This window comes from Chryseobacterium sp. CCNWLW53, from assembly GCF_037083525.1.
In the GTDB taxonomy this organism is placed as follows: Bacteria; Bacteroidota; Bacteroidia; order Flavobacteriales; family Weeksellaceae; genus Chryseobacterium; species Chryseobacterium lathyri.
The window spans coordinates 616,609-642,702 of sequence record NZ_JBAOJR010000004.1; the positions used below are offsets into that span (position 1 = coordinate 616,609).

The following is a 26,094-nucleotide window of genomic DNA, read 5'->3' on the forward strand; positions in this document are numbered from 1 at the left end:
GTTTTACATATGCTCTGTTTTCTTCCAGATGCGCTGGTCATCTACCTGATGGTAATTCCTGTCAAGTTTGGAAAATCTAAGGGTTTCTTTTGCTCCCAGTGCGAGATAGCCTAAATTTTCAAGACTGTTATCAAAAAGTTTAAAGACACGCTCCTGCAGTCCTCTGTCAAAATAGATCAGTACATTTCTGCAGATGATGAGCTGAAAACTGTTAAAAGAGCTGTCCGAAACCAGGTTATGAGTAGATAGAATTAATTTTTCCTGTAAGCTTTTATCAAATCTCACACTGTCATAGTTCGCGGTATAATAATCTGAAAAATCTTTTTTGCCCCCGGATAAAATGTAATTCTCCGAATAGGTTTTCATCTGCTGCAAAGGGAAAACGCCTGAACGCGCAGTTTCCAAAACGGACGGATTAAGATCTGTACCATATATCAGTGACTTATGGTAAAGATTGGCTTCTTTAAGCAGTATAGCCATGGAATAGGCTTCTTCACCGGTCGAGCAGCCGGCTACCCAGATCCTGATCAGCGGATAGGTCCCGAGCTGTGGTAAGATCTTTTCTCTGAGAGCTTTAAAGAAATGGGGATCGCGGAACATTTCTGTAACATTCACCGTTATTTCTTCTACAAAGCGCTTCAGGTATTCCGGATCGTTAAGAATGGTATACCTGAGCTCTGCAAAGCTGGTAAATCTGTCAATCAGGCAGATGCGGTTTACCCGACGCTTAAAAGAAGCTCTGCTATACTCTGAGAAGTCATAGCCGTACATCTCATAAACATCTTTTATGAGGTATTCTACTTCTTCATCTTTTACAATACTGGGCTCTAACATTTTATGGAAGCTTTTCTATGGCTGCGATCAGCTGGTCTACATCAATAGGTTTTGATACGTAATCCTGAGCTCCGGCATCAAGACATTTCTGACGGTCTTCCGGCATTGCCTGTGCTGTAACAGCGATTACAGGAATCTGACTGATAGACGGCGTATTTCTGATCATCTTTATGGCTTCATAACCGTCCATTTCAGGCATCATCATATCCATAAGGACAATATCTATTTCATTTTCTTTTAAAATCTGAATAGCTATCTGAGCGCTGATACAGCTTTCAATCTGATATCCACGGGATTTCAGGGTGAGTTTGAGTGCAAATATATTACGTGGATCATCGTCCACAATTAAAATTTTCTTATTCATCATTTAACTTTCATATAACCAGACACGCAGTAAGGACAATAACTGATCAATATCCACAGGTTTCGATATATAATCTGAGGCTCCGGCCTCGATACATTTTTCACGGTCTCCAATCATAGATTTTGCTGTAATGGCAATAATAGGAAGTCTTGTAAGGGCCGGCATTTTCCTGATTTCTTTTATGGTTTCATAGCCATCCATTTCAGGCATCATCATATCCATTAAAATAACGTCTATATCTTTATGTTCTTTAATCTGCTGCAGGGCATGTTTTCCATCCATAGCCACAACTACCTCAACTTTATATTTTTCTAAAGCCTTGGTCAGAGAGAATATATTACGGACATCATCATCGGTAATCAGTATTTTTTTACCGCTCAACACTTCAGTCAATGATCCTAGAACTTTGTTTCTTGCTGTTTCAACAGAGTTATTTTTTTCTTCCACCAAATGCAGGAACAAACCTACTTCATCTAAAATCCGTTCGTAAGAATGGGCGGTTTTTACGACAATGGAATCTGCATACTGCTTGATCTTAAGCTCTTCGGATTTGGACAGACTGTGCTCTGTAAAAATAATGATGGGCAGGTTTTCCAGTCCTTCATAACTTTTGATAGATTCAATGATCTGGTATTCATTCCCTTTTGAAGCTTCCAGGATGACGCAATCCACATGAGATGACGTCAGGGCTTTCACGCTGTCTTCTACATTATTTTCTACGGATAAGGAAATATTGAAATTACTCAGGAAGTAAGCCAGTGCACTGGCATGTTTAGCATTGTTTTCAACAATTAGGACCTTTTGAGGAGATTTCAGAAGAGCTTCTTCAATTTTCCTGAAAACATCGGTCATTTTATCGAGTGCCATCGGCTTATTAATGAAATCAATGGCCCCTTTCATCAGACTTTCTTTCTCAAGCTGCAATACGGACATCATATGTACCGGAATATGCCTAGTTGAAGCATTGGATTTAAGCTCATCCATCACCTGCCATCCATCTTTTACCGGTAGCTGAACATCGAGCAAAATAGCCTGTGGGTGGTACTGAACGGCTGCCGATAATGCGTAATCTCCTCTTACCACTACTACCCCCTTGTATTGGTTCATACGGGCATATTTGAGTAAAGCTTTTGCAAAATGAATATCGTCTTCAACAATTAAAATTACCTTATCCTGTGCAGTTATTGCATCCCGGTCATCGTCTATAGCTTCCGGAATCGGCAATACTTCTACCGGTAAGGCTGGCTGGGATTCTGTATCTTCTAAAATATTCTGAATCACTTCAACATCTTCACGGATGATATCCACCAAATGCACGTCGGTTTCAGGCTGAACTGTTTCAGCCACAGCTTTTACAGGAATAATCAGACTGAATTCGCTGCCTTCATTTACTTTACTTTTCAGGGTTAATTCTCCTCCAAGCAGTCTGGCAATTTCACGGCTTATGGATAATCCCAATCCTGTCCCGCCAAATCTTCGGCGTGTAGAGCCGTCCGCCTGCTGAAATGCTTCAAAAATAATAGCCTGCTTTTCTTCCGGGATTCCTATTCCGGTATCTTTTACAGTGAAAACAATAAAGTTTTTATTTTTAGGATCTTTTGCGATGTTCAGCGTAATGCTTCCTTCTGATGTAAACTTCAAAGCATTTGACAAAAGGTTACGCAATACCTGGTCTACTCTAAGCCTGTCGGTCTCGATTGTATTTTCGACATCATTCGTTATCTGAATATCAAATCTGAGTTTCTTTTCCTGAACAACGGGATTGAATAAGTTTTTCAGATCTTTCACCACATCATCAATCGCTACATCCTGATATTCCAGTGACATTTTGCCTGATTCTATTTTAGCCAGGTCAAGAATCTCGTCAATAAGGGTCAGAAGGCTGCTTCCGGAGCTCTGAATAACTTTTGCAGATTCTACTTGATCTTCATTCAGGTTTTCATCAGGATTTTCGGCCATTAATCTTGAGAGGAGAAGAATTGAATTTAGCGGAGTCCTCAGTTCATGAGACATATTGGCTAAAAATTCGGATTTATATTTGGTGCTTAAGGCAAGTTCTTCAACTTTTTTCTGGATTTCGCTGTTTCTTTCTGCAATCAGGTGATTTTTTTCTTCAAGCATTCTTGAACGTTCTTCCAGTTCGGCATTGGCCTGCATCAGTTCTTCCTGCTGTACTTTCAACTCTTCTTCAGACGCCTGAAGCTTTTGTGTCTGGGCTTCCAGTTCGGTATTCAGATTTTCCAGTTCGGCATGTTGCACCTGCAATTCTTCTGATTGAGCCTGGGTTTCTTCCAGGAGCTGCTGTTCTTTTTCGCGGCCTTTGGCAGCATTTAAAGCAATTCCGATATTGCGGCTGCTTTCAGCAAAATAATTAATTTTGTCTTCATCAAAATCTGATGTTGATCCTAATTCCAGTATCCCGATACAGTGGCCGTCTGCATGAACCGGAAATAATAATATGCTGTTAATTTTTATTCTGCTGCTGGCAAAGCTTACGGCAAAATCATCTTCCCGAAGGTTATTATAAACCTGCATTTTTTCATTGGCAAAAGCCTGGCCAACCATTCCTTCCCCCGGTTCGAAAGTTTTTTTCATTGTACTTTCCAGACCGAAAGCTGTACTAAGCTTAAGTATTCCCTCATCAAACAGATATAAAGCACCGTTGATGCATTTACTATATTCTACAAGCTGGTTTAAGGATACATCAGAGACTTCCTTCACGGATTTATTGCCTACCAGAGATTCATTGAGCAAGGCTAATCCTTTCTGACGCCAGTCACTTTTATTGATCTGATCAAATGACTTTTTCAGGGAATCGGTCATATGGTTCAGGGAATCTACCAGATCTCCAAGATCATCCTGCGAATGATCTACTGCTTTCTGGCTGTAATCTCCATTGGCCACCCTGTTCGCGATCTGCTGAACAGCACTTACACGTCTGCTTATTTCCAGATCTTTTGATCTCAATTCTTTTTCTAATTTGTCTCTCCGGATCAGATCTGCTCTCAGCTTAATATAAAAAAACAGGGTAACAATTACTGCTGATATTGCCGAAACAATAATAAACATAACAGTTGTACCGGATGAGCGGTTGAGATCTTTATTTTTAATTTCAAGCTGGCTTTCTTCGTATTGTACAAAATCGCGGACGATCTGGCGGCATTTGTCCATATAGCTTTTGCTCAACAGGATCTGCTGCTGGGTCATTATAATACCATTCCGTCTGTTGTGGACAAACTGCTTTAAATTGTCAATATTATTGTTAACATTTTTTTCCAGGTCATTTAAACGCTGCTGCTGTTTTGGATCTGAGATATCTAAAGATTTTGCCCGTTCTATCGCTTTAGAAAATTCGCTTAAACTGCGGTTGTAAGGTTCCAGGAAATTTTCTCTTCCTGTAAGCTGATAACCTCTGTTTCCGGTTTCGGCATCCAGCAGGGCAACAAGAACGTCTTTTACGGCCGTTATGGATCTTCTGCTTTGGGAAAGGCTTTCACGATGATCCATCTGTTTCTGAATGCTCAGATAAGATGCAACTGAACTCGCAATCAGGATCAGCAAAGATAACCCGACCCCAAACTGAAGATTTCTGATTATTTTTTTAGGCATGAGAAATTTAGTTTAAAGGTAAAGTGAAATAGAAAGTAGAACCTTCTTCTACTTTACTGGATACTCCTATGGTTCCGTGGTGCTGTTTGATGATTTCTGAACAGATGAACAATCCGATACCCATTCCCTGAAACTGCAGTGAGGATTCTTCTACACGGTAAAATTTGCGGAATACGGCGTCCTGTTTAAAGTCCGGAATTCCTATTCCGAAATCTGTGACACTTACTTTTACTTCCTGCTTTTCTTGGTCTACAAACGTAGTGACTATAATCTGATTATTCTGAGGAGAATATTTGATGGCGTTGGTAAGGAAGTTAATGAGAACCTGTTCTATGCGTACCTCATCTAAAGGAATCAGTATATCCGGATTTATACCATGCCGTTTTATCTTGACTTTATTTTCGTCATGGGTCTGGATAATGGTTTCAACCGCATTGCTTATAATGTTTTCAAGGCTGGTTGGCTTTTTGTTGATTTTAAGCTTTCCGTTTTCTATTTTGGAAACGTCCAGCAGATCAGTAATCAGGTTATTCAGTTTTTCAATCTGGTCCTGGACCTTGTTCATAAAGCCTGCTTCAGCACTTTGCTTATCTAGTTTTAATTTACGGTCCAAAAGCTGGACATAAGCTTTTATACTGGTCAAAGGTGTTTTCAGCTCATGACTGGCAATACTCAGGAATTCATCTTTTTCTTTTTCTACTTTTTTCTGATCATCAATATCGGTAAAGGTTCCTACCCAGTTTTTTATTACATTTCCGTCATTCACCGGGGTTATTCGCAGGAGATGATATCTGTATTCTCCGGAATCCACTTTCTTTATCCTGGCCTCGAGCTCGAGTGCCTGGCTCTTTTTGCGGCAGCGGTTAAATTCTTCTCTGATATTAAGGTCATCGGGATGCACTTCGGGAAAATCCACATCTGTATCCGAGTATTGATACCACTTGCAGTTGACAAATTCTATATTCCCATCTTCATTGAGTGTAAATGCAATCTGCGGAAGTGACTCAAGCATGAGCTGAAAGTGATCGATCTGGGATTTCATGGTTACCTGTGATTCGCGTCTTCCTTTAACTTCCAGTTCCAGACTCTGCTGTGTCTTTTTCATGGCAAGATTCTGCTCCTGAAGACTGTAAAAGGTTTTCACTTTAAGCAACAGAATTTCAGGGTCTACCGGTTTTGTGACGTAGTCTTTTCCTCCTGAGGCATATCCGCGGGTTATAAACTTCTTTTCGGTATTGACTGCGGATAAAAATATAATGGGAACTTCTTTTGTTTTGCTATAATCAGCTAATGTTTCTGCGACTTCAAATCCATCCATGCCCGGCATCTGCACATCCAAAATAATCAATGCATAATTATTTTTTATGGCCTTTCCTAATGCTTCTTCTCCGGAACTGGCTGTATCTACCTGAAAATCTTTAGATTCCAGCAGTTTTTTCAATGAATAAAGATTGCTTTGGTTATCATCAACAATTAAGATCATAAAATGAATCAGTACTTGGGGTTTATTTTATATTTAAGTCCCGCCAAAAATACTCACAAAATTTCGAAAAACATTGATTTTTTTATTCATTTTACGTCTACATACCACACGTATATACTTATAAATCAATTTTTAAAAAAAATAATATGAAAATTTTATTATATTCAAAAAAAAGCTTTAAATCTAATACTTAAATGATACCGGACAAGTGAACATATACGGCGAATTCCAGGTGATCCGATGTTTATTAACAGATTTGACCTTCATAAGGCCAAGAGCACTGACTATATAATTTTTTAAACTATCGGTCTGTGCATTGGCATTGATATGAAATAAGGATAAGAAGGCCTGTGATCAGAAAGTAAAATCGTTTCATTGTATAGAATCAATTGAAATACGGCAAAAATAATCCTTTTCACAAATGATCATACAACAAATGAAATACGACCTAAAATTGTTATCATCTGTTTGTTCGGTTACTTTAGGAATAATTAAAATAAATGATCTCCCAAAACCGCTCTCATTTCCTTCACAGATTTTTAAAACCTCACCACTACTTTCCCAACCGTCCGCCCGGTTTCAATTTGCTGATGTGCCTTAGCCATTTCTTCAAATTCAAATACATGGGAGACATAAGGTTTCAATATACCTGCTTCCAGTAAGGACGCAATCTGCTTCATATCGATCCCATCGGAATAGACAGACATAAAATAACAGGCATGTAGTTTTTTTTCACGGGCTCTTAATTCGTCATCTTCCGTATGTCCTGACGGTAATGTGACAATGGTTCCAAATGGTTTTAATACCTGTACTGATTTTTGAAAGTTTTTGCCTCCAATGGATTCAAGAACAAAGTCTAAATCCCTGAGTACTTTTTCAAAAGAAGTTGCATGGTAGTCGATATGCTCATCAGCCCCTTGTTTTAATACGAAATCACGATTGGACAATGAAGATGTACCAATGACATAGGCGCCCCTGTATTTTGCTATTTGTACAGCAAAATGTCCCACGCCACCCGAAGCAGCATGGATAAGCACTTTATCTGTTGATCTCAACTTACCGTAGCTGTTAAATGCCTGCCATGCCGTTAAAGCCGCCATGGTACTTGCGGCAGCTTCTATGTGAGTGATATTCTTCGGTTTTAAAGTGAAATGTTCGGCCGGAGCTGCAACATATTCTGCATACCCTTTACCGTGTCCCACGAAATTGACCATCCCAAACACTTCATCATCAATGTGAAATTGCGTGACCTCACTTCCGACTTCCACCACTTCTCCAGAAATGTCCCAACCTAAAATCAATGGATTATATTGTGCGAGTTCTTTTGCCAGCGGAGCATGTCGGCTTCGTACTTTGATGTCTACCGGATTAATGCTTACAGCTTTCACCTTAATCAGTACTTCATTTGTTTTTATTTCAGGTTTTTCTATGTTTTTATAAATAAGGCATTCAGTTCCTCCAAATTTTTCCAACACGATTGCTTTCATAGTACTTCTTTACTGTATTAATTTTACAAAAATAGACTGGAAAACAGAGTAAAAAAAGGTACATTTAAAGCTTATTTGGGTATCTTTACGATATGGCAAAAGAAAACATCCATCAGCCACTTGAAGTATTCTACGAAAAAGTGAATGATTGTCCTCTACGTGACAGGCAGTTCAATTTTTTCGAATTTGTATACGTCATTTCGGGCACGGGAAATCACACTGTGAATGGAAATAAGTTTTGGTATTCTGCAGGAGATCTATTTCTCATAACACCCAATGACTGTCATGCATTTGATCTTGAACATACCTGCGAATTTATAGTGATCCGTTTTGGAGAAAGCTATATCCGGGAATATCAATGGAAAAGTATAGACCATATAGAATGTCTTTTATACTATGCATCCCATATACCAGGCTCGGTACTTGTTAATAATGATGACAGAAAAATGGTTGATTTAGGGATACAAAACCTACAGCAAGCTATTAAAAATCAATCTATTTACAATGAAGACCTCATCCGACATTTTGTGAATGCTGTTATCGTAATCGCTGCAAGGAATATGGCTATGATTCAGCCAAGGTTGATCACACTCAATGCTGGCAGCCGTATTTTGCAAATTCTGGATTACATTCAGAAACATATAAGCCGTCCTCAATTTTTAAAGATTAGCGTAATTTCTGAAAAATTCGGGTTATCCCCTACCTATCTTGGCAGCTATTTTCGTAAGCAATGCAATGAATCTATACAGCAGTATATCTCTTCTTACCGCATCCGGCTGATAGAGCACAGATTACGTTTCAGTGATAAAAGAGTTCATGAAATAGCCGATGAATTTGGGTTTGCTGATGAAAGCCATATCAATAAGTTTTTCAAGCGACATAAGGGATTGAGTCTTAAAGCATACCGAGTGGGAATTAAATCATTAAAAGATTAAAATACATTTTAAATGATCACTCTGGAAGTCCGTTTTAAGCACAATTATGTCTTAATCAGCTTTTCAGCCAGTTTAAGCATTCCGTAATCTGTCTTTTACTGATAAATACATCTGAATTGATTTCAGGAGCCGGAGAAAGTTTTAATTCTACTTTTTGACTGGAATGCTTGATAATCTCAACAATAGCATTTTTATTGATGATAAATTTGCGGTTGATCTTAAAAAACAGATCCGGATTCAGCTTATGGATGATATCTTTAATGGTATCATCATAAATATAGGTTTTGCCATCGTTGGTGGTCAGAAACAGGTATTTTCCGGAAGCAAAGAAATAAGCGGTCTGATGTTCGTCTATTGATTTCAGTTTATTTCCCTCGCGTACCATGAAATGATTCATTTTCCCGGGATTTTCCGGCTGACGTAAGGTGGAAATAGATTTGAGGACGGGTTCGGGATCAAAATTGGACCGTATGGAAATGAATTTCTGTAATGCTTTATGCAAATCCTCCTCTTCAAAAGGTTTCAGAAGATAATCTATGGTAAAATGCCTGAAAACACGTATTGCATATTCATCAAAAGCAGTGATAAAAATAATGGGTGTAAAGAGTTCCACCTGTTCGAAAATCTCCAGACTCATGCCGTCCCCCAGGTGAATATCCATAAAGATAAGGTCAGCAGAATGGTTTTCGAAGAAGTCTATGGCCTGTCTTTTTGAACGGAGAATCACGGTTTCTGTGACAGGGACTATGGTCTGCTTATCCAGCAGATCCCTGAGATAATTAACAGCCAGCAGTTCGTCTTCTATAATGGCGATTTTCATAACCTCACAAAAGTACGAAAAAACCGCTTAAACTATTACGTTCAAGCGGTTTCAGAGGATGTTAATATAAATGTTTTATAAATTCGGATTATTCTTCTTGGCACTCATAGGATATTCTATGGTATATCTCGGGTCATTCTGCTGAAGAATATATTCTACACCGTTGACGATATGAATAATTTTTTTCTGGTCTGCTCTTCTCAGATCAAACCATCTGTGGCCTTCGAGAGCAAACTCCCTGAATCTTTCGTCCAGAAGATAGCTCATGAACTGTGAGGCATTCATTGGACTGATCTCGTTCTGAACTGCGGTATATCCTGCAGGAGTATATCTGTTGGCTAAAACTTTCAGCAATGCTTCTTTGGCTTCATCAAGCCTGTTGAGCTTTAATAATGCTTCAGATTTTATAAAGTATAATTCAGCTGTTCTGAAAGAGACCCTGAAATTATTACTGCCTCCTTTAATCACTTTATACCTATTGTTATTTTTTTCAAAATAGATTCCAAATCTTTTGTCTGTAACGGAATTATATTTTGAAATCAATTCCGGAGAGGCAAAAATTACATTTTGAACATTAGTATTCAATGGATTATCTAGCGCCAGGATAGATTCCACGGACGCATAATGATTAGGTGCCGTATTGCTGGTATTTAAATTACTTAATTCTCCTTTTACAGCCAATACCGTCTGTGCATTATACAGTGCTTTATTCCAGTCTCCCTGATAAAGAGCAAGTCTTGCATTAAAAGCAATCAGAGCATTTTTAGAAAATTTATAGTTAGCACCGGCAGCCTGCTGCTGTTCTACCATAAGACCCTCCGCTTTTTCCATATCTTCATGAATCTGATTGTAGACTTCCTGTACGGTAGAAGGTTTTAATACTGCTTCCATGTCAGCTTTTAAACTGATAGGAACTCCCCTGTCCGCGGAAGCCGTAGCAGTATTATAAGGTTTTGCATACAAATTAACCAAATCAAAATAGGAATACGCACGCAATGCATAAGCTTCTGCCAGAATCTGATTTTTTTCAGGAGAATCTTTCATGGTCTTGCTGCCTTCGTTGATCGCCTGGTTCAGGTAGAAGATTACCGTGTAAAAATCTGCCCACTGAAATTCTTTTGTTTCAGCATCATAATTGCTGTCCTTCCACATAGCCAGTTCACGATAGTAAGGGAAATCACTGGTATTTTCATCTATTACCATCTCATCTGTACGAAGGGCAGAAAGGGATTTATGAATAGGATATTTGGAATAGGCGGATGTCAGTATTTTTCTGTAATCTTCAACGCTAACCGGAATCACTTTCCCTTCAGGCTGTATATCCAGAAAGCGGTCACAGCCGATACTTGTAAAGCTGATGACTGCCAGAGCAATGAATGTAGTTATTTTTCTCATTTTTTCAAGTTTTAAAAAGAAACATTAAAGCCAATTGTCACTGATTTGGCAATAGGCTGCGCATAAATATTACCATAGGTTTCGGGATCAAAATATCCTTTATACCCGTTACTGAATACAAACAGGTTACGCCCTTCCACACTCAGTCTCAGACTGCTGATTCCCATAGGATTCGTGAATTCTTTAGGAAGTGTATATCCTAAACGGATACTGCTGATTCTCAGGTAACTGATCTCTTTTGCCCATATATCAAGCAGACCATAGGTGTTGTTCGGGCTATCGGTAAGCCATTTGTTCCCCATCCATCCCGGGTTGCTTTCCATATCAGGACTTGTTATGGCCGGAAGTGAAATTCCTGCTTCGTAGATCTCCCTTGTATAATTTCTTCCTCTGTCCAAATTCATTCCTCTGTAAGAAGGGGACCTCATCACCGTCTGTTTAAAGTTGAAAGCTGCTGAAACAGTCAGATCGAAATTATGTACTTTAAAGGTGTTTATAATACCCCCGGTAAATTTAGGATCCCTGTCTCCAACGTAGGTAAAAAGGCCTCTCATTTCTTCAGCGGTAAGCTTTGTTCCGACCAGCTGCCCCGGAAGGAATTCTTCATACACATCATAGAGTTTAAAGAAATCCTCAATTTTCACCTTTTCGTTTCCTTTCCAGAACATAGGGTTCCCGTTCTCATCCATCCCTGCCGTTTTCAAAGCAAATACAGCATTTACAGGAAGTCCTTCCCTCGAAGGAAGCATTGAATTCTGACGGGGCTGCTCAGTAATGACGTTACTTTTATTATGAGCAAAATTAATCGTGGTTGACCATTTGAAGTTTTCATTATCGATATTTCTCGTAGAAACTGCCAATTCAAAACCTTTGTTCGTTAAACTTCCCCAGTTCATCATCGTATAATTGAATCCTGTTTCAAGAGGTGTTTCTCTCATACTGATCATATCTGTTCCTTTTCTGCTGTATACATCGGCAGTAAGGTTGATACGGTTTTTAAACAATCCCAGATCAAGTCCTAGATTCACATTGGTGGTTTTTTCCCAGCGGAGCTTATCATTCGGAGCCGTGATTACATTAATAATTTCTTCTTTTGTTCCGGGAAGAATGTTGGCTTCTCCGTATTCACCGATAAAAAACGGAGATGTATTACGGTCAATATTTCCCTGTAAACCATAGGAAGCCCTTAATCTCAGATTGGAAATAAGAGGTACATTCTTCATAAAGTTTTCCTTTGTCACCAGCCAGGAACCAGAAACTGCCCATATTGGCAGGTACTTGTACTTTTTATTGACTCCAAAAAGATTGGTCCCATCATATCTCACACTTCCGAAAAATGTATATTTCTGATCATAAGTATAAGAAGCCGTAGCAAACATAGAAGCATAAGCGTTCTCTACCGTAGGCATTTCACGATAGGTTTCGTATTTTTTATCTCCTGCATAATCAGAGTTGGGAAATATGATCGGGGTTCCTGTTTTGGTAAGACTGTTAAAACCAAAAGCTCTGGTAACCGTAGTATTATCCTCTGTTTTACGGATTTCAGTTCCGGCCATCAAATCAATCTCATGCACCGAATTAATTCTTGTGCTGTATAACCCCTGTAATTTCCAGTCGTATTGAAAGAAATCATTGTTCCAGTTTTGCTTAATATCTCCGGCAGGCAGGAAATAACGGTAGGCACCATCTTTATAGTAACGGGTTCCCTCTTTCATCTTTCTGGTAAAGTAGGTTTCCTGTCCGGCGTATTTTTCTGTCTTATTGGTATCATACTGAATGCCCAGCTGTGAAGTAAACCTGAGGCTTTTGGATGCTTTATACTCTAAATCCAATATCGCCTTTAATGACTGATTCTTCAGGGTATACTCTGTATTTTCTCTTTCTTCAAGAAAATTGAAAGGAATATAAGTATCCGCAAAACCGTCGATATCTTTGTCATAGTTATAACTTCCATCCGGATTGAAAGGATTCATATACGGATTGGCATTTCTTGAATAATTAACCGGGCTTGCTGATGCGTCTGCATCTGTCATAAACGACTCTTTCTCGCTGCGTGTTCCAAAAACAGAGATTCCTGCATTCAGCTTATCACTTATTTTGTAATTGTTCTTTAAAGTAAGGTTATATCGTTCAAAACCCGTTCCTATGGTGGTTCCCTCTTCATCATAGTATCCCAGTGAGAAATAATAATCCGAACGGTCACTGCCTCCTGAAAGGCTTAATCCGTATTGCTTGTTGATGGCATTTCTATACAACAGTTTCCCCCAATCCGTATTGTTATTTCTTAAACCATCGATCTGCTGACGGGTAAAAGAATTCAGTGCACCCAAACCTCCGTTTCTGAAGGCATCAAGCTGACTGTTTTTCATTAAAATTCTCATGACTTCACCTTTATCCGCACGATAAGTCAGGTCTGCGCGGCTGGCAAGCATCAATTCGAGATCAACTTTTTCAGAGGCATTCAACAGGTTGAGTCTGTCGAAATCAGGGCGTGCCGTCACGAAAGTATCTGCTGAGAAATTCAGCTTCATCGTTCCTTTCTTTCCTTTTTTTGTTGTAATGGAAATCACACCGTTTGCAGCTCTGGCGCCATAAATGGCTGTAGCTGCTGCATCTTTCAGGATGGTAATATCTTCAATATCGTTAGGATTAAGTCCGGCAATAGAAAAATTCTGAAGCTGGTCAATATTGTCTTTATCACTGAAATTCGGCACATCATTTCCTTCTAACGGAAGACCGTCAACTACCCATAACGGATCCTGTGGACCGGAAAGGGAAGCCGTTCCTCTGATTCTGATTTTTGCAGGGCTTCCCGGAGCTCCTGTTTCCGGTGTTACTACAACTCCGGCAATCTGTCCTGCCATCATCTGATCCACACTGGCAACACCGGCCTGGCTGATATTATCCATCTTCACCGTTGAAACGGCAGAAGTCTGCTTGCGTTTTTCAATTTTCTGGTATCCGGTAATGATAACTTCCTGAATTTTGTTTTTGTCTGTAACTTCAGGAATCAGTCTTACTGTATAATTAGTCTTGTCTTCACTGATCATGATGATCCTGGATTCATAGCCGGGATAGCTGATCAGTACAGACTTGGTATCTGCAGGAATTTCAAGGATGAATTTTCCGCTTTTATCAGTTACCGTACCTACTGATACGCTTTCAATAATTCCTTCAAGGTCGGTTTTGGTGGAAACGGACTGTGTTTCTATTTTTACAGATGCTCCTACAATAACACCAGAGGTATTTTCGTCTTCAATTTTTCCTGTAATAGTTTTCTTTTCCTGGGCCAACGCAATCTGAGCCGCCAAAAGAGGTAAAAGTATTAGAGTTTTTTTCATAGCTGATTATTTGTTTAAAGCCTCTTTTATCCGGATGATCAAGTCTGCGTAATGAGCCCTGGAAGCTTCATCTCCTTTATTGTTAGTTTTATATAGTAAGTTCAGTACTTTCTGGAGTTCTGCTCTTTTATAAGTGGTTACTTCAGATACTCTTTTCATGGATGAATAATTGATATTCCTAAGGCTCTGATCTTCTCCATGGAAGTTGCAGATCATCGGAACGTTCAGCGTATTTTCAACCTTTAGAGCTTTTACAGCTGTTTTTTCAAATAGCTTATTGACGGAAACGATTAAAGCATCCACATAATTTTTCTGGGTCATCTTTTCAAGGATGGTTAAACTTCCTTTTTTGCTGAAAATGGCCGCACGAACCTGGTTGAATAAATTTTCTACGGTGTAGATTTCTTCTTTTGAACCTGAAACTTCATGTTTTAATTCATTTTCGATCATTCTGAGCAGTCGGTCATCCATAAACAGGGAGTAAATATTCCCATATTGCATTCCTCTCGCTAAAGTATAAGGAGTCTGCTCGAACGGTCCCATCGGTGAGTTTTTAACCGGATAGGTTTTCTCTGTAATCGGATTGAAAAACAGCCACTCCGGAAGTTCTATTGCATTTTTAATGAGATAATCGACGGCTCTTTTCTGAGTTTCAGCAGGTACTGCCTCATAGGCTTTTTTATTGCTGCCAAAAACCGTCTGATTCAGATAAATGCCTCCTACATTGGCCATAACATGACCTGTGTAGAGATCCCACTGCCCTATTACTCCCAGATACAGCTTTCCGGCATCTGTATAGCTTTTTCCGTCTTCATAGGTCCATGTTAAAAGGTTCTTTACAACAGTCTTCAAGTTTTTGATCCCGTATTCACCGGCTTTCATGGCATCATCGCCCAGGTCTTCAGACTGTGAACGCGGATCGATGGTTTCCAGGTAATTCTGCTGTTCTCCATAGAAATACATGGGATCATCCTGGTGTTTTTCTATTAAATTCCTGAGTGCTTTTTTCTCGGATATTTCGTCCGGATACCAACGGTACCCCCATTCAATAGCATATTTATCATAGACACCGATTTTTGGAGTAATGGCCGTAACCCCATCTTCCGGCTGGGCAACGTAATTGTACCGTGCATAATCCATAATGGAAGGCGCTGTTCCACCCATTTTATCAGTGAATTCTTTTGAACGAAGTGACTCTACAGGGAATGCGAAGGACGCTCCCATATTGTGCTTCAATCCAAAGGTATGCCCCACTTCATGGGAGGATACGAAACGGATTGCTTCCCCCATATGCTCATCACTGAATGTATTTCCCCTGGCTTTTGGATCTATCGGTCCTGTCTGGATTCTCATCCATTCCTGAAGGGATGTCATCACATTATGCCACCATATGATATCCGATTCAATGATTTCACCACTTCTCGGATCCACTACCGACGGCCCCATCGCATTGGCCTTAGGTGAGGCAGCATATGTGATCACAGAATATCTTACATCGTCAATATCAAAATCTTCATCTTTTTCATCGGGCATTTTGGCGATAACGGCATTTTTAAAGCCTGCTTTTTCAAAAGCGACCTGCCAGTCATAAACGCCTGCAATGATCTTTTCACGCCATTGTTTTGGTGTTGATGGGTCTATGTAGTAAATAATCGGTTTTTTAGGTTCTACCAGCTCCCCTCTTAAATATCGTTCTTTATCTTCATCTTTGGGTTCAAGCCTCCATCTGGTAATGAGCTGCTTTTCATCCATTTTCTGCTGACGGTCGTTGAATGTCCAGTGCTTTTCACTGAAAAATCCGACTCTTGAATCAGCTGTTCTCGGCTGCATCGGTATTTTGGAAAGCAAAACGAGGTTGGTAGTAACTCCAAGGGTTACCGGCAGATCTACGCCTCCTTCGTTTACAGATGTCGTCAGTTGGGACTTCACCACAAGGTTCTGAGGAAAGGTTTTTACTTTTTCTATATAGGAAAGGTTTGATTTTACGGATCCCCCAAGACCTACATTGGCCAGAACATCATTGAAACTTTTCTGATTTCCGTCAAAGATTTTATTTACTTTAATGGCTACAGAGGTAGAATCGTTGTTTTGGGCTTCAATATCAAAAACCTCAATCACAGATTCTGAAAAGTTATCTTTAACAGATCTTGTAATGGCGTCATTTTTAGGTGATGATACCTGTGGAACCACAGTTTTCACCCAAACTTTTTTGGCTACAGTGTCCCGATGAAAGGAAATGACTTTGTTTTCATAGTTCATTCCTTTATTGAGACCGGCTTCGTTTACCTGCATCGGGACCTGTGACAGTTTATTGACTACCAGAAACTGACGTCCCATCAGGCTGTCAGGAATTTCAAAATATACATCTGTTTTTACCTGAATGGTATTAAGAAGCCCTTTTTTGTAAGTTCCTTTTTTGATCAGATCATCAATTTTCTTTGCTTTCTTTGATGAAGAGTCTGTTTTTTCTGATTTTTCTTTATCTGTTTTTAAAGTGTCTTTTTTCTGTGCAAGTGCTGCCGGTGAGGCTAAAGCGAGTCCTAAGTACAGTGCCAGCCTGTAGTTCTTCATTAAAATAGTCCTATTCATTCCAAATTATTAGATATCCCATGTTTCTGCCGCAAAACTATAGGTAAAGAAATAATATCAACATTAATAGGGAGTGAGAGGTGTATTTTTGGGAGTGAGTGGATTTCATTTTTTATTCCAATAAGGGTAAAAAACATACGAAATATTCACCATCTACTGAAATATTAACAGAATTATTTTTAAAATAATCATAAACCTGATTCAAATAATCAATTCCGAATTTCTCGCCCTGAACCTTTTCTTCTGTCTTTGGCTGCCATGTATTTTTAATACTAATACCATCATGTTCTACAGTAATGATAATGTCCAATGGATGATCTATGGTAGCAATATTATGTTTGATGGCATTTTCCACGACCATCTGAAGAGAAAGATATGGAATCCGCTTTTCGAGACTTTTTTGGTCATTGATGACGAGATCAAAAGTAAGTTCCTCATCAAACCTGCTTTTTAAAAGATCCATATACTGCTGAATAAAACTGATTTCCTGGGCAACAGGAACGATATTTTCTTTGGGAGGCACAATAAGATACCGGTAAATCCTGGAAAGATTCATGGTGAATTTCTGTGCATTCTCTTTGTTGATCCCGATGAGCATATAAAGAGAATTCAGGGAGTTGAACAGGAAGTGGGGATTGATGTTATTTTTAAGCTGCTGAAGCTGGTGCAGGGCTTCTGCTTTGTGCATTTTCTCGTTATCCACCAGCAGGAGATTTTTTTCAGACTGGATCTTTTCTTTTTCTCTGTATGCCAACGCTGTGGATCTTTGGAATAAGATAAAAACGGTAACAATAAGAAAAAGAGCTGCAAGAAAGATATACACGGTGTAGGTCTTTGTTTTATTGACACTCTCATCTATCAGGAAGTTCACGTGATTTACGACGGCGTATCCTTCGAAATTATCGGTCTTCAGTGGTTTTATAAAGCGGGTCACGTCTACGTTCAGATACTCGGAGACCGTGCTTCCTTCTGTATATCCCGATTGTGTATTACCTGTTAATGTGTCTTTTGGTTCAATGTTGGTAAACTCAAAAATATTTTTGCCTAAATATTTCTTTTCAGGATGGGTAATACAGACACCTTCTTTGGTAAAAACGTAGGCATAATTGTTCGGGGTTTTATCTATATTGATGAAGTATTCGTGAAGATCATCCAGGCTTACTGCAGAGCCATAATACAACAGGTCTTTATTGGACAGTGTAAGAGAGTCATAACTTACCCAGTACATACTGTCTTTACGGATATTTAAAAAATCACGGAAATTTCCGGAGCCGTTATTGTCTATCTTTATGTACTTTCCTTCTTTTCCTTTTTTTCTGAACAGGTAAGATAAAGGGCTGCTGCTTTCAAATTTCCCGGAAGCATGGCTATAGTAAGCATACCAACTGTAAGGCAGCAGATTACGTTTTCGGTTCAGCTCGTTCAGAACGGAAGAGTATTCTTTATAATTTTTCAGACCGTCTTTCTGGATCAAGGCCCGAAGAAGATACTGATAGTCTTCGATATTCCTGAATTCTTTTTCTATGGTTTCGTATTTCCTGAAAAATGTTTTCCGGGCAAATTCTTCATTATTTTTCCGGCTGTCATGAGTAATAAGAACACTCAGAATGGCAAAAGCGGTTGCGGCAATTAAACAGGTCGACAGAACCGCTATATAAATAGATTTCTGAGATATTATGTGTTTAAAATTAATATTCAATTCTTATGATTATTTTACTATTGATTTTTAATAATCATATTAATATTTTGTTGGTGTCTGTTTTCAACGATGCTTAGTATACTTTGCATGCACTAAGGCTGTTAAGACGGAGCAATCTTTGGTGATTCAACTAAGCGAATACTTAATCTAATGCTTTTTGAAGCTCTCAATTTCACTGCGGTTCACTTTTAGAATATATAAGGAGCAACAATATAATTTGATTTATAAATGGAGATTAATCAATTCAAAGCGAGCACTTTAAATATGCAAATCAAACAATTAAAACCAAGAATTCTAGTTTGGGATTACAAATATAAAAAGAAATTAAGAATTTAATGTACTATACCAAGAGATCCGTTACAAAAACAAGTGTGATTTTATTGATACAAAAGAGTATCTTTCAATAGCTTATCTACAATGTAAAATGAGATAATATTTCCCAACATTTACTAATTTTTGTCTTTTAGCAACTAATTTGGGTTCGAAATTTCCTTCATTTCCTGACCTTTGACCGATTTTTTCTGTTAATAAATTTACAAAGGTCTTTTTTGTTCTTAATGAGACAATACCTCTTTTCTTGCCATTTCAGGCGTTTATTTCCAATTTTATTAAAATTTATATTCAATAAATAAAAAAATGTTAAAAATTTATTAAAAATACAAATAATAATTTCTATTTTTAAGTGGCATAAAATGTAAATCATGATAAAAAACCTATTTTCTAAACCCAGTTATGGCCAGGAAGCTATTAGGGGCAAACTTTTCTTATTGATAGTGGTATTATCCACGGTTTGCTCAAAAGCACAATCCCCCTCCCTAGAGATGGCCGCAGGTGACAGTAACCCCACTACCAATGTAACCAATGTTGTAGGCAGTACTGTAATCAGACTACGAAACAATACAGACAACCCTACTGGTAGTACTTATGCTACTTATGCAAATCCCAGTGCTTTGAATGTTACGTATACTATGAGCAATCAGCAGTATACACAAACCAATTTTACCGGCTATAACGGAGCTATTTTCATGGGATATCCGGGAGAACCTATTCTGACATTAATGAATGCTTTCGGAAATACAACTGCTAATACTCCTTTTACGAGCAGCGATGCACCGGTAGGGACTGGTATTGACATTACAACAAACAGGGCTATCAATTTTTCCACCAATGTTCAGCCACTGACAGCTGCTGGAAGAGCCACAAATCAACGTTGGCAAATGGCGGACTTAACTCTTACTTTCAGCAGACCGGTTAATAATCCATATTTACAGATTAATGCACTCGGAGGAACGTCAAACGGACAATCTTATACAGCAGAATTTGATTATGTGTCTTCTAATGTGCCGGTAACTTTTTCAAAGATATCGGGTACGGCGCTTTTGAATGTTACTTCCACTCAGATACTAAATTCAGCCACAACTCCTGATGGTGCAGCCGCCAATGCTTCCAGGGGAACTGTATTGGTATCTGGCACGGGTATAACAACTATAACCTTGAGAATATTTACACGTGGAGCAGCTGCCAATACAGGTACTAACTGGCATGGAACGACAAACACAGCAGGAGATGGATATATGCTGGGAGTAACTGCCTCAGAATCGAACTTAGCAGTTACAAAAACAGTTAATAACTCAACACCAGCTGCAGGAAGCACTATTAGCTTCACTGTGACGGCAAATAATACGGGCGCTTCCAATAATACCAATGTGATCGTAAATGACCTTCTTCCCTCGGGATACACTTATGTTAGTTCTACAACCTCTACTGGGACCTATAATAGTGGAACCGGAGTCTGGACCGTAGGGAGTTTAAATGCTGGTGCAAGCGCTACTTTACAAGTTAATGCAATCGTAAAAAGCACAGGTAGCTATATGAACACAGCTACTATTTCCGGAGATCTTCTGGATCCTGATAATACGAATAATACCGCGAGCGTAACACCAACACCGGTTATTACTGATACAGACGGTGATGGGATTGACAATACCGTGGATCTTGATGATGATAATGACGGCATTTTAGATACAGATGAAGGCTTTTGTACCTCTCAAAGTGTCTATACTTTGAATATGGCCAGCACCTTGGCAGGAGCTACCATAGGAGTTAACGGCGGAAGCTTTAATCTGGTATATACCCTAACTTCCGGTCCTGCAGTAGCATCATTAGGAAGCAGTTTTAATGTTCCCTTCTCCTATTCAGATCTTAACAATACGGTGAATGCACAAAACCATACCTGGAGTATATTCAATACTTCAGCAACTGAATTCAGAATACTTCCCAATACAACTTCTTTGTATACCGGCTTACCTACTAATAATACAACCACTGAAGATCAGAGTGGTGCCTCACCGAATACACCAGACTCATGGTTCAGATATCTGCTAAGCACCAATAGAATTTCTCAATTAGGAAATTACACCACTACCATAGGAAGTTTACCTACAGTAACGGGAACTTCTTCTTATAGTAGCAATACTGCACTCAATTTATTTTCGACTTTTAATGCCTCCAATGCCGGAGCAGTTCTGGGAAGCGGATATTATTCAAGAATGCAATTCCAGAACACTACCAATACAGGGGCTGGAGCTGCAACATTGCCTTTTGGGGTAAATTACGGTAATACCTATACATGGAACTACACAGCATTTACCAGTACAGCAGGTACAGGCGCCGGAAATGCTGGTGACAGAGGACTGATCACTATTTCACAGAATACGGTTACTTTCTGTAATCACAGAGATACAGACGGAGATGGAACACCGGATTATCTGGATTTGGATTCCGACGGAGATGGCTGTTATGATTCTCTTGAAGGAGATGAAAATGTACTTGTTGCACAGTTGAATCCAAATGGAAGTATTGCAGGAGCTGTTGACGCCCAAGGGGTACCCGTGATCGTTAATTCTGGTGGAGCTGCAGATTCAGGTGCAGATCAGGGACAAGGAGTCGGGACTTCAGCTAATTCGGCGATTCAGGATACTCAGTGTTTAACAGGGTTCGGATGTACTAACAATATGTACCTTTCTCAATTAAATACATTATATAATGTAGACACTGCTACCAATCCTTTTACTTATACACAGATCGGACCTGCCGCTGCTACAAATTATAATGCAATAGGCATTAATCCGCTTGATGGTTTCATGTATGGAATGCTTACCAACTCTAATACGATTATCCGTATCAATGCCAACGGTACCTATAATACACTCGGAGCGGTAACAGGTTTACCTGGTGCAGTTATATATAACTCAGGAGAAATAGATAATCTGGGAAACTATTATGTAAAATTAAATACCAATAACAACCAGATTTACAGAATAAACCTGACAACGTTAACTGCTACATTGATTACGCTTTCAGCTAGTGTTAATTTACCTGATATGGCATATAGCATAACTACGGGACTGTTGTATGGTGTTAACTCAACTAATGGGCAGCTCGTGTCCGTTAATCCGATTACAGGAGCTGTGGTCCCAATAGGAATTACACCTGGAGCTGTTAATTTTGGTGCTATGTTTGCTTCCAGCACAAGTGAAATGTTTGGCGTTGATAATACAGGAGGTTTTTATCAGTTTAATCTTACCACCGGACAGAGAGTTCTTATTTCCAATGCGCCTCCAAGTTCCGGAAATGACGGTGCACATTGTGTTAATACCCCTATAGTTTTCAGTGCTGATCTTGCTGTAACTAAAACAGACGGAGTTACAACCTATGCTCCAGGTACCTCTACCACTTATACTGTAACAGTGAATAACAGTGGGCCGTTTGGAGTTCTAGGGGCCACTGTTTCAGATCCTGTTCCTGCAGGAATTCCACCTGCAAATGTGAGTTATACCGCAGTTGCGGCAGGCGGAGCCACTACATCCGTATCCGGAACGCAATCAGGAGCAATTAATGACCTGGTGAGCCTTCCCGTTGGAGGTACTGTAACCTATACAGTGGTGGTAAATATACCTTTTGCCTATTCGGGAAATCTTGTTAATACAGTAACCATTACTCCTCCGTCTAATATAACTGAAGTCAATAATACCAATAATACGGCAACAGATACGGATACCCAGGCAGTGTGTTATAAGCCGGCGGTGACAGCAGGAACAGCATTAGACTCTCCTATGGGAATTACTTCCCTGGCAAGAGCAGGAGCTTCTACAGGAGGTAATAATTGGCCAATGGTAAGAAAAGGCGCCTGGACTGTTCTTGAAGCCAAAACGAAAGGGTTTGTGCTCAATAGGCTGACTTCAGCACAGATTACTGCTATCCCGGCTGCTAATCTGGTAGAAGGAATGATGGTGTATAATATTACCCTGGATTGTTTACAGGTTAATACCAATGGGACTGCTGCCGGATGGGCTTGCTTTAATACCCAAACTTGTCCTACTAATTAATTAACTTACTTTTAATATATTCAAGATGAAAAATATTTTCGTAATCATATTGACCTTATTCTGTGAGCTTGCTTTTTCGCAGGTTGCAATAGGAAAGACACTCGTTTCGTCTCCATCTGCTTCACTGGATTTTGGAACTGCCAACCGGGGAATAGTACTCCCCTGGGTAACTTCAACAGGAGCTGTAGCAGGTGTTGTGAACGGGACAATGGCCTATGACCTTACTGATAAAAAAGTGAAGGTAAAATATGTTTCAGGCTGGAAAGATCTCTCAGTGGACACTTCAGGAACTACCGTTGATCCGCTGACTAGTGTAGATGGGGTAACTATCCAAAATACAGCTACAGAAAATACAGCTGCCAAAACATCCATAGGTACTCCAACCTCTACTCCGGGTATTTTGGTTTTGGAAGACACCAATAAAGCAATGATTCTTCCCAAAGTGAACAGTCCACATCTTAATATCATCAACCCGGCTCCGGGAATGATGGTGTATGATACTTTTAATAAACAGTTAGCTGTTTTTAACGGTAACGTCTGGACTTTCTGGAAACAGTAATATATAAACTTACAAATCAAAAAAATAAGCAGCCTCATTGAGGCTGCTTATTTTTTTCCTGAAAATCTTGAATTATTCTACACCTTAATTTAAAATCTAGTCAAGATTACTGAAACTTTATTATATTTTTTCCTGATAAATCTTTTTCCATTTTGCCACAGTATTCCTGCTGAGTCTATACTCATTAGCTAATTGTGTATTATTAAGATCATATTCTTTTTGATAGCGGAGCAATACAATGATGGATTCTTCATCATAAGATTTTGACTGTTGAGTGATATAAGACTTTTTCTCCCCTACCGTTTTTGATATCAAATTATTGAATTTAATAATGTCAATGCTTTTATCCAATGGTGGAATGGAAATCTCTTTTTCCAAGCCTTTACATTTTAGAAGATCAGAATAAATTTTTTGGTAATTAGGTGTTCTCATAGATTTTAATGTTTTCTTAGCCACTTATACAGTGTAGTTCTTGGAATATTATACTCTTCAGTGATCTGCGATACAGTCTTTTGATCAGAAGCGACCAGACCAACCAAAAATTCTTTGATTTCCTTGGTATAAATATTTTTTCTGAAAATAATCTTTTCTCCGCTCTCTCTTATTTTCTTATTGTTTTTAGTATGAGAGATTCCGTCATACAATAAAAGATGGGTTACATATATTCTAAAAAAATCATATTCTAGCAGCTTGCACCATTTTAGAAGAGAATCGGTGTCTATACTTTTATTGCCATACATCCTTACTACCTCTTTCTCTCCGGTTTTGAAGAAATTGCATGCCCTTTCAATAGAAATTTCTTTCTGTTCCATCTGCTCTTTAATATAATTTCCTATATGTATTTCTTTAAAATCTATATCCATATTATTGAAGATTAGTTTTTTTTATATGCTTTTCTACCCATCTATAAATCATCCATTTATAAAGATTTTTCTTAGAAATATTATTTTCTTTGGAAACTTGTGAAATGCTTTTTTGCTTAGTATCAATCAGTTCTAAAATAAAGTCTCTTATTTCTTTTTCATTGTGATGCATTGGATTCATTATATTAAGGTACAGATAGTTGTTGCATTGAGAAATTCCGGCTTTCTACAAGGGAATTAGGAGCCGTAATTTGTACATTTGTAGTAGGTTTATCTCCGGCTCCCCAATTCATCGTCAGATAAATCCGGTCTCCTGCATTCAAATGCACTATACAATTTACATTAATAGGCGTATTGGCTGACTGGGCAATGATATCCATAAAATTTCCCCGATTACCACCAATAATATTCGCAACAGATGTCCCATTTTTAGTAATATTCAGGTTAATCCCCGTCCATTGAAAAGCACCCGAAGGCGCACCGCCACTCCCAAAATAGGAATATCCTTCTATTTTGTACACTCCTGATTCCAAAATCTGCCAGTAATCTCCTGCATCATTCCATGATACAGATCCCCCCTGATTAACAATAACATCTCCTACAGAAAATGGGATAATTTGCGGAGTACTGTTATTAAAAGCGGTAAATGCAGTTCCTGTATAAGTTACTGTATCCGTGGCTCCCAGCGCGGCTATAGTTGCCGTTGTTTTGTCGATGAATGTAGCCAGCTCCCATGTGGTACCGGAAGCTGTTCCTTTGCTGATCATCATAGCATAGCCGCCAGGATTCAACTTAAAGCTTGCCACTCCTGCTCCCGATTGGTTGTCTATTAATTCCGTTCCACCTGCTGCAATGGTGAGCTGGCCTGTTCCGGTATTTTTAATATAATATACCCTTCCCAGGATATTTCCAGCAGCAGGACTAGCTGCTACAGCTACCGGCAGAGTAAATGTAGCAGGAGTACTGCCGTTAAATGCCAAATAGAAATCATTTGCCCCAAGCGTGGTGGATGTTGATACATTTTTATATTGTCCGGCTATAGAACCATTGACTGTCAGGGTACTTCCCGGCAAGGAAGTATTAATTCCAACATTTCCCGCCTGTGAATAAACAGTGAATGGTAGCATGATTAAAGCCGCAAATACTATTTTTTTCATCATAATATTTTATAAATTGATAATAGAGAATAATTTCATTAGGGTTTCCAGAAAGACCATACTGTTCCGTTGAATACAGCCAATTGATGTTTAATATTGTCATATACAATCATTCCCGCCGAAGGGCTGATGATGTTTGCATGCGGGCTGTCCACTTTGGGAAGGATCATTGCTTTATTAATATCTGTCAACACTAAAACACCCGGAGTGGTATCAGTAGCTGCATTGGTTCCTATTCCCGTTTTAGCGGAAGATTTTTCAACAAGCGGATCCTGTAATGTGGTATTCACAGTTCCTGTAGTATCTATGCTTAAGTCAAACCAATTTCCGTTTTTGCGGTATTTGATCTTTTTATCTGTGATATCATAGATCATGGTACCATCTACAGCTCCTGTTACTCCTGCTGCGGAAGTCACCCAGGGTAATAACAGTCCCCTGTTTTCTGTTCCAAACTCCAGTGAAACAGATGAGTTGGTCACTGAGCTCTTGCCTATTGCCACCTGTGAAGAAACACAGGTAGAAATAACAGCCAATATTGAGATGAATATTTTTTTCATTTTGAGAATATTAT

At 39.0% G+C, this 26,094-nt stretch carries 18 protein-coding genes; 3 read left to right on the forward strand and 15 right to left on the reverse strand.

What is annotated here, in order from left to right; genetic code table 11:
• Nucleotides 1–3: 3 nt before the first annotated feature.
• From V6R96_RS15850 to V6R96_RS15870, 5 genes are all read right to left on the reverse strand, one after another.
• Nucleotides 4–834 (reverse strand): protein-glutamate O-methyltransferase CheR, encoded by an 831-nt coding sequence (locus tag V6R96_RS15850; protein WP_336379183.1) that lies wholly within the window; start codon nucleotides 832–834, stop codon nucleotides 4–6.
• 1 nt (nucleotide 835) lies between these two features.
• Complete coding sequence (locus tag V6R96_RS15855) at nucleotides 836–1,201, reverse strand: response regulator (protein ID WP_167409425.1); 366 nt, start codon at nucleotides 1,199–1,201, stop codon at nucleotides 836–838.
• Nucleotides 1,202–4,807, reverse strand: coding sequence for a response regulator (locus tag V6R96_RS15860; protein ID WP_336379182.1), 3,606 nt, complete (start codon nucleotides 4,805–4,807; stop codon nucleotides 1,202–1,204).
• Between the two features lie 7 nt (nucleotides 4,808–4,814).
• Nucleotides 4,815–6,290 (reverse strand): ATP-binding protein, encoded by a 1,476-nt coding sequence (locus V6R96_RS15865; protein WP_111957463.1) that lies wholly within the window; start codon nucleotides 6,288–6,290, stop codon nucleotides 4,815–4,817.
• 539 nt (nucleotides 6,291–6,829) lie between these two features.
• The gene (locus V6R96_RS15870) at nucleotides 6,830–7,777 is read right to left on the reverse strand and encodes an NADP-dependent oxidoreductase (RefSeq protein WP_336379181.1); all 948 of its coding nucleotides are present in this window, start codon (nucleotides 7,775–7,777) and stop codon (nucleotides 6,830–6,832) included.
• Nucleotides 7,778–7,869: 92 nt separating this feature from the next.
• Here V6R96_RS15870 and V6R96_RS15875 point away from each other — a divergent pair, with 92 nt between their 5' ends.
• Complete coding sequence (locus V6R96_RS15875; protein WP_336379180.1) at nucleotides 7,870–8,712, forward strand: AraC family transcriptional regulator; 843 nt, start codon at nucleotides 7,870–7,872, stop codon at nucleotides 8,710–8,712.
• 55 nt (nucleotides 8,713–8,767) lie between these two features.
• Here the strand turns inward: V6R96_RS15875 and V6R96_RS15880 are convergent, their stop codons facing one another.
• The 5 genes from V6R96_RS15880 to V6R96_RS15900 form a co-directional block, all read right to left on the reverse strand.
• A complete protein-coding gene (locus V6R96_RS15880; RefSeq protein ID WP_336379179.1) occupies nucleotides 8,768–9,532 on the reverse strand; it encodes a LytTR family DNA-binding domain-containing protein in 765 nt (254 codons plus the stop codon).
• Between the two features lie 75 nt (nucleotides 9,533–9,607).
• A complete protein-coding gene (locus tag V6R96_RS15885; protein WP_336379178.1) occupies nucleotides 9,608–10,927 on the reverse strand; it encodes a RagB/SusD family nutrient uptake outer membrane protein in 1,320 nt (439 codons plus the stop codon).
• A gap of 11 nt (nucleotides 10,928–10,938) precedes the next feature.
• The gene (locus tag V6R96_RS15890) at nucleotides 10,939–14,268 is read right to left on the reverse strand and encodes a SusC/RagA family TonB-linked outer membrane protein (RefSeq protein ID WP_336379177.1); all 3,330 of its coding nucleotides are present in this window, start codon (nucleotides 14,266–14,268) and stop codon (nucleotides 10,939–10,941) included.
• Nucleotides 14,269–14,274: 6 nt separating this feature from the next.
• A complete protein-coding gene (locus tag V6R96_RS15895) occupies nucleotides 14,275–16,857 on the reverse strand; it encodes a zinc-dependent metalloprotease (RefSeq protein WP_407934761.1) in 2,583 nt (860 codons plus the stop codon).
• A gap of 112 nt (nucleotides 16,858–16,969) precedes the next feature.
• Nucleotides 16,970–18,556: a histidine kinase gene (locus tag V6R96_RS15900; RefSeq protein ID WP_336379176.1), complete on the reverse strand. Its 1,587-nt coding sequence runs from the start codon at nucleotides 18,554–18,556 to the stop codon at nucleotides 16,970–16,972.
• Between the two features lie 701 nt (nucleotides 18,557–19,257).
• On the opposite strand from V6R96_RS15900, the gene V6R96_RS15905 reads away from it, so the two are divergent.
• Nucleotides 19,258–22,944, forward strand: coding sequence for a DUF6923 family protein (locus tag V6R96_RS15905; protein ID WP_336379175.1), 3,687 nt, complete (start codon nucleotides 19,258–19,260; stop codon nucleotides 22,942–22,944).
• Between the two features lie 25 nt (nucleotides 22,945–22,969).
• Complete coding sequence (locus V6R96_RS15910) at nucleotides 22,970–23,503, forward strand: hypothetical protein (RefSeq protein WP_336379174.1); 534 nt, start codon at nucleotides 22,970–22,972, stop codon at nucleotides 23,501–23,503.
• A 120-nt stretch (nucleotides 23,504–23,623) separates the two neighbouring features.
• Here the strand turns inward: V6R96_RS15910 and V6R96_RS15915 are convergent, their stop codons facing one another.
• Genes V6R96_RS15915 through V6R96_RS15935 form a run of 5 tightly spaced genes read right to left on the reverse strand, consistent with a single transcriptional unit; the run spans nucleotide 23,624 to nucleotide 26,080 of the window.
• Complete coding sequence (locus tag V6R96_RS15915) at nucleotides 23,624–23,935, reverse strand: helix-turn-helix domain-containing protein (protein ID WP_111957483.1); 312 nt, start codon at nucleotides 23,933–23,935, stop codon at nucleotides 23,624–23,626.
• A 5-nt stretch (nucleotides 23,936–23,940) separates the two neighbouring features.
• Nucleotides 23,941–24,366, reverse strand: a complete 426-nt coding sequence (locus tag V6R96_RS15920) for a transposase (RefSeq protein WP_336379173.1) — start codon at nucleotides 24,364–24,366, stop codon at nucleotides 23,941–23,943.
• A gap of 1 nt (nucleotide 24,367) precedes the next feature.
• Nucleotides 24,368–24,547, reverse strand: coding sequence for a hypothetical protein (locus V6R96_RS15925; RefSeq protein ID WP_336379172.1), 180 nt, complete (start codon nucleotides 24,545–24,547; stop codon nucleotides 24,368–24,370).
• A 4-nt stretch (nucleotides 24,548–24,551) separates the two neighbouring features.
• A complete protein-coding gene (locus tag V6R96_RS15930; protein WP_336379171.1) occupies nucleotides 24,552–25,526 on the reverse strand; it encodes a hypothetical protein in 975 nt (324 codons plus the stop codon).
• 35 nt (nucleotides 25,527–25,561) lie between these two features.
• Nucleotides 25,562–26,080: a hypothetical protein gene (locus V6R96_RS15935; RefSeq protein ID WP_336379170.1), complete on the reverse strand. Its 519-nt coding sequence runs from the start codon at nucleotides 26,078–26,080 to the stop codon at nucleotides 25,562–25,564.
• Nucleotides 26,081–26,094: the final 14 nt, after the last annotated feature.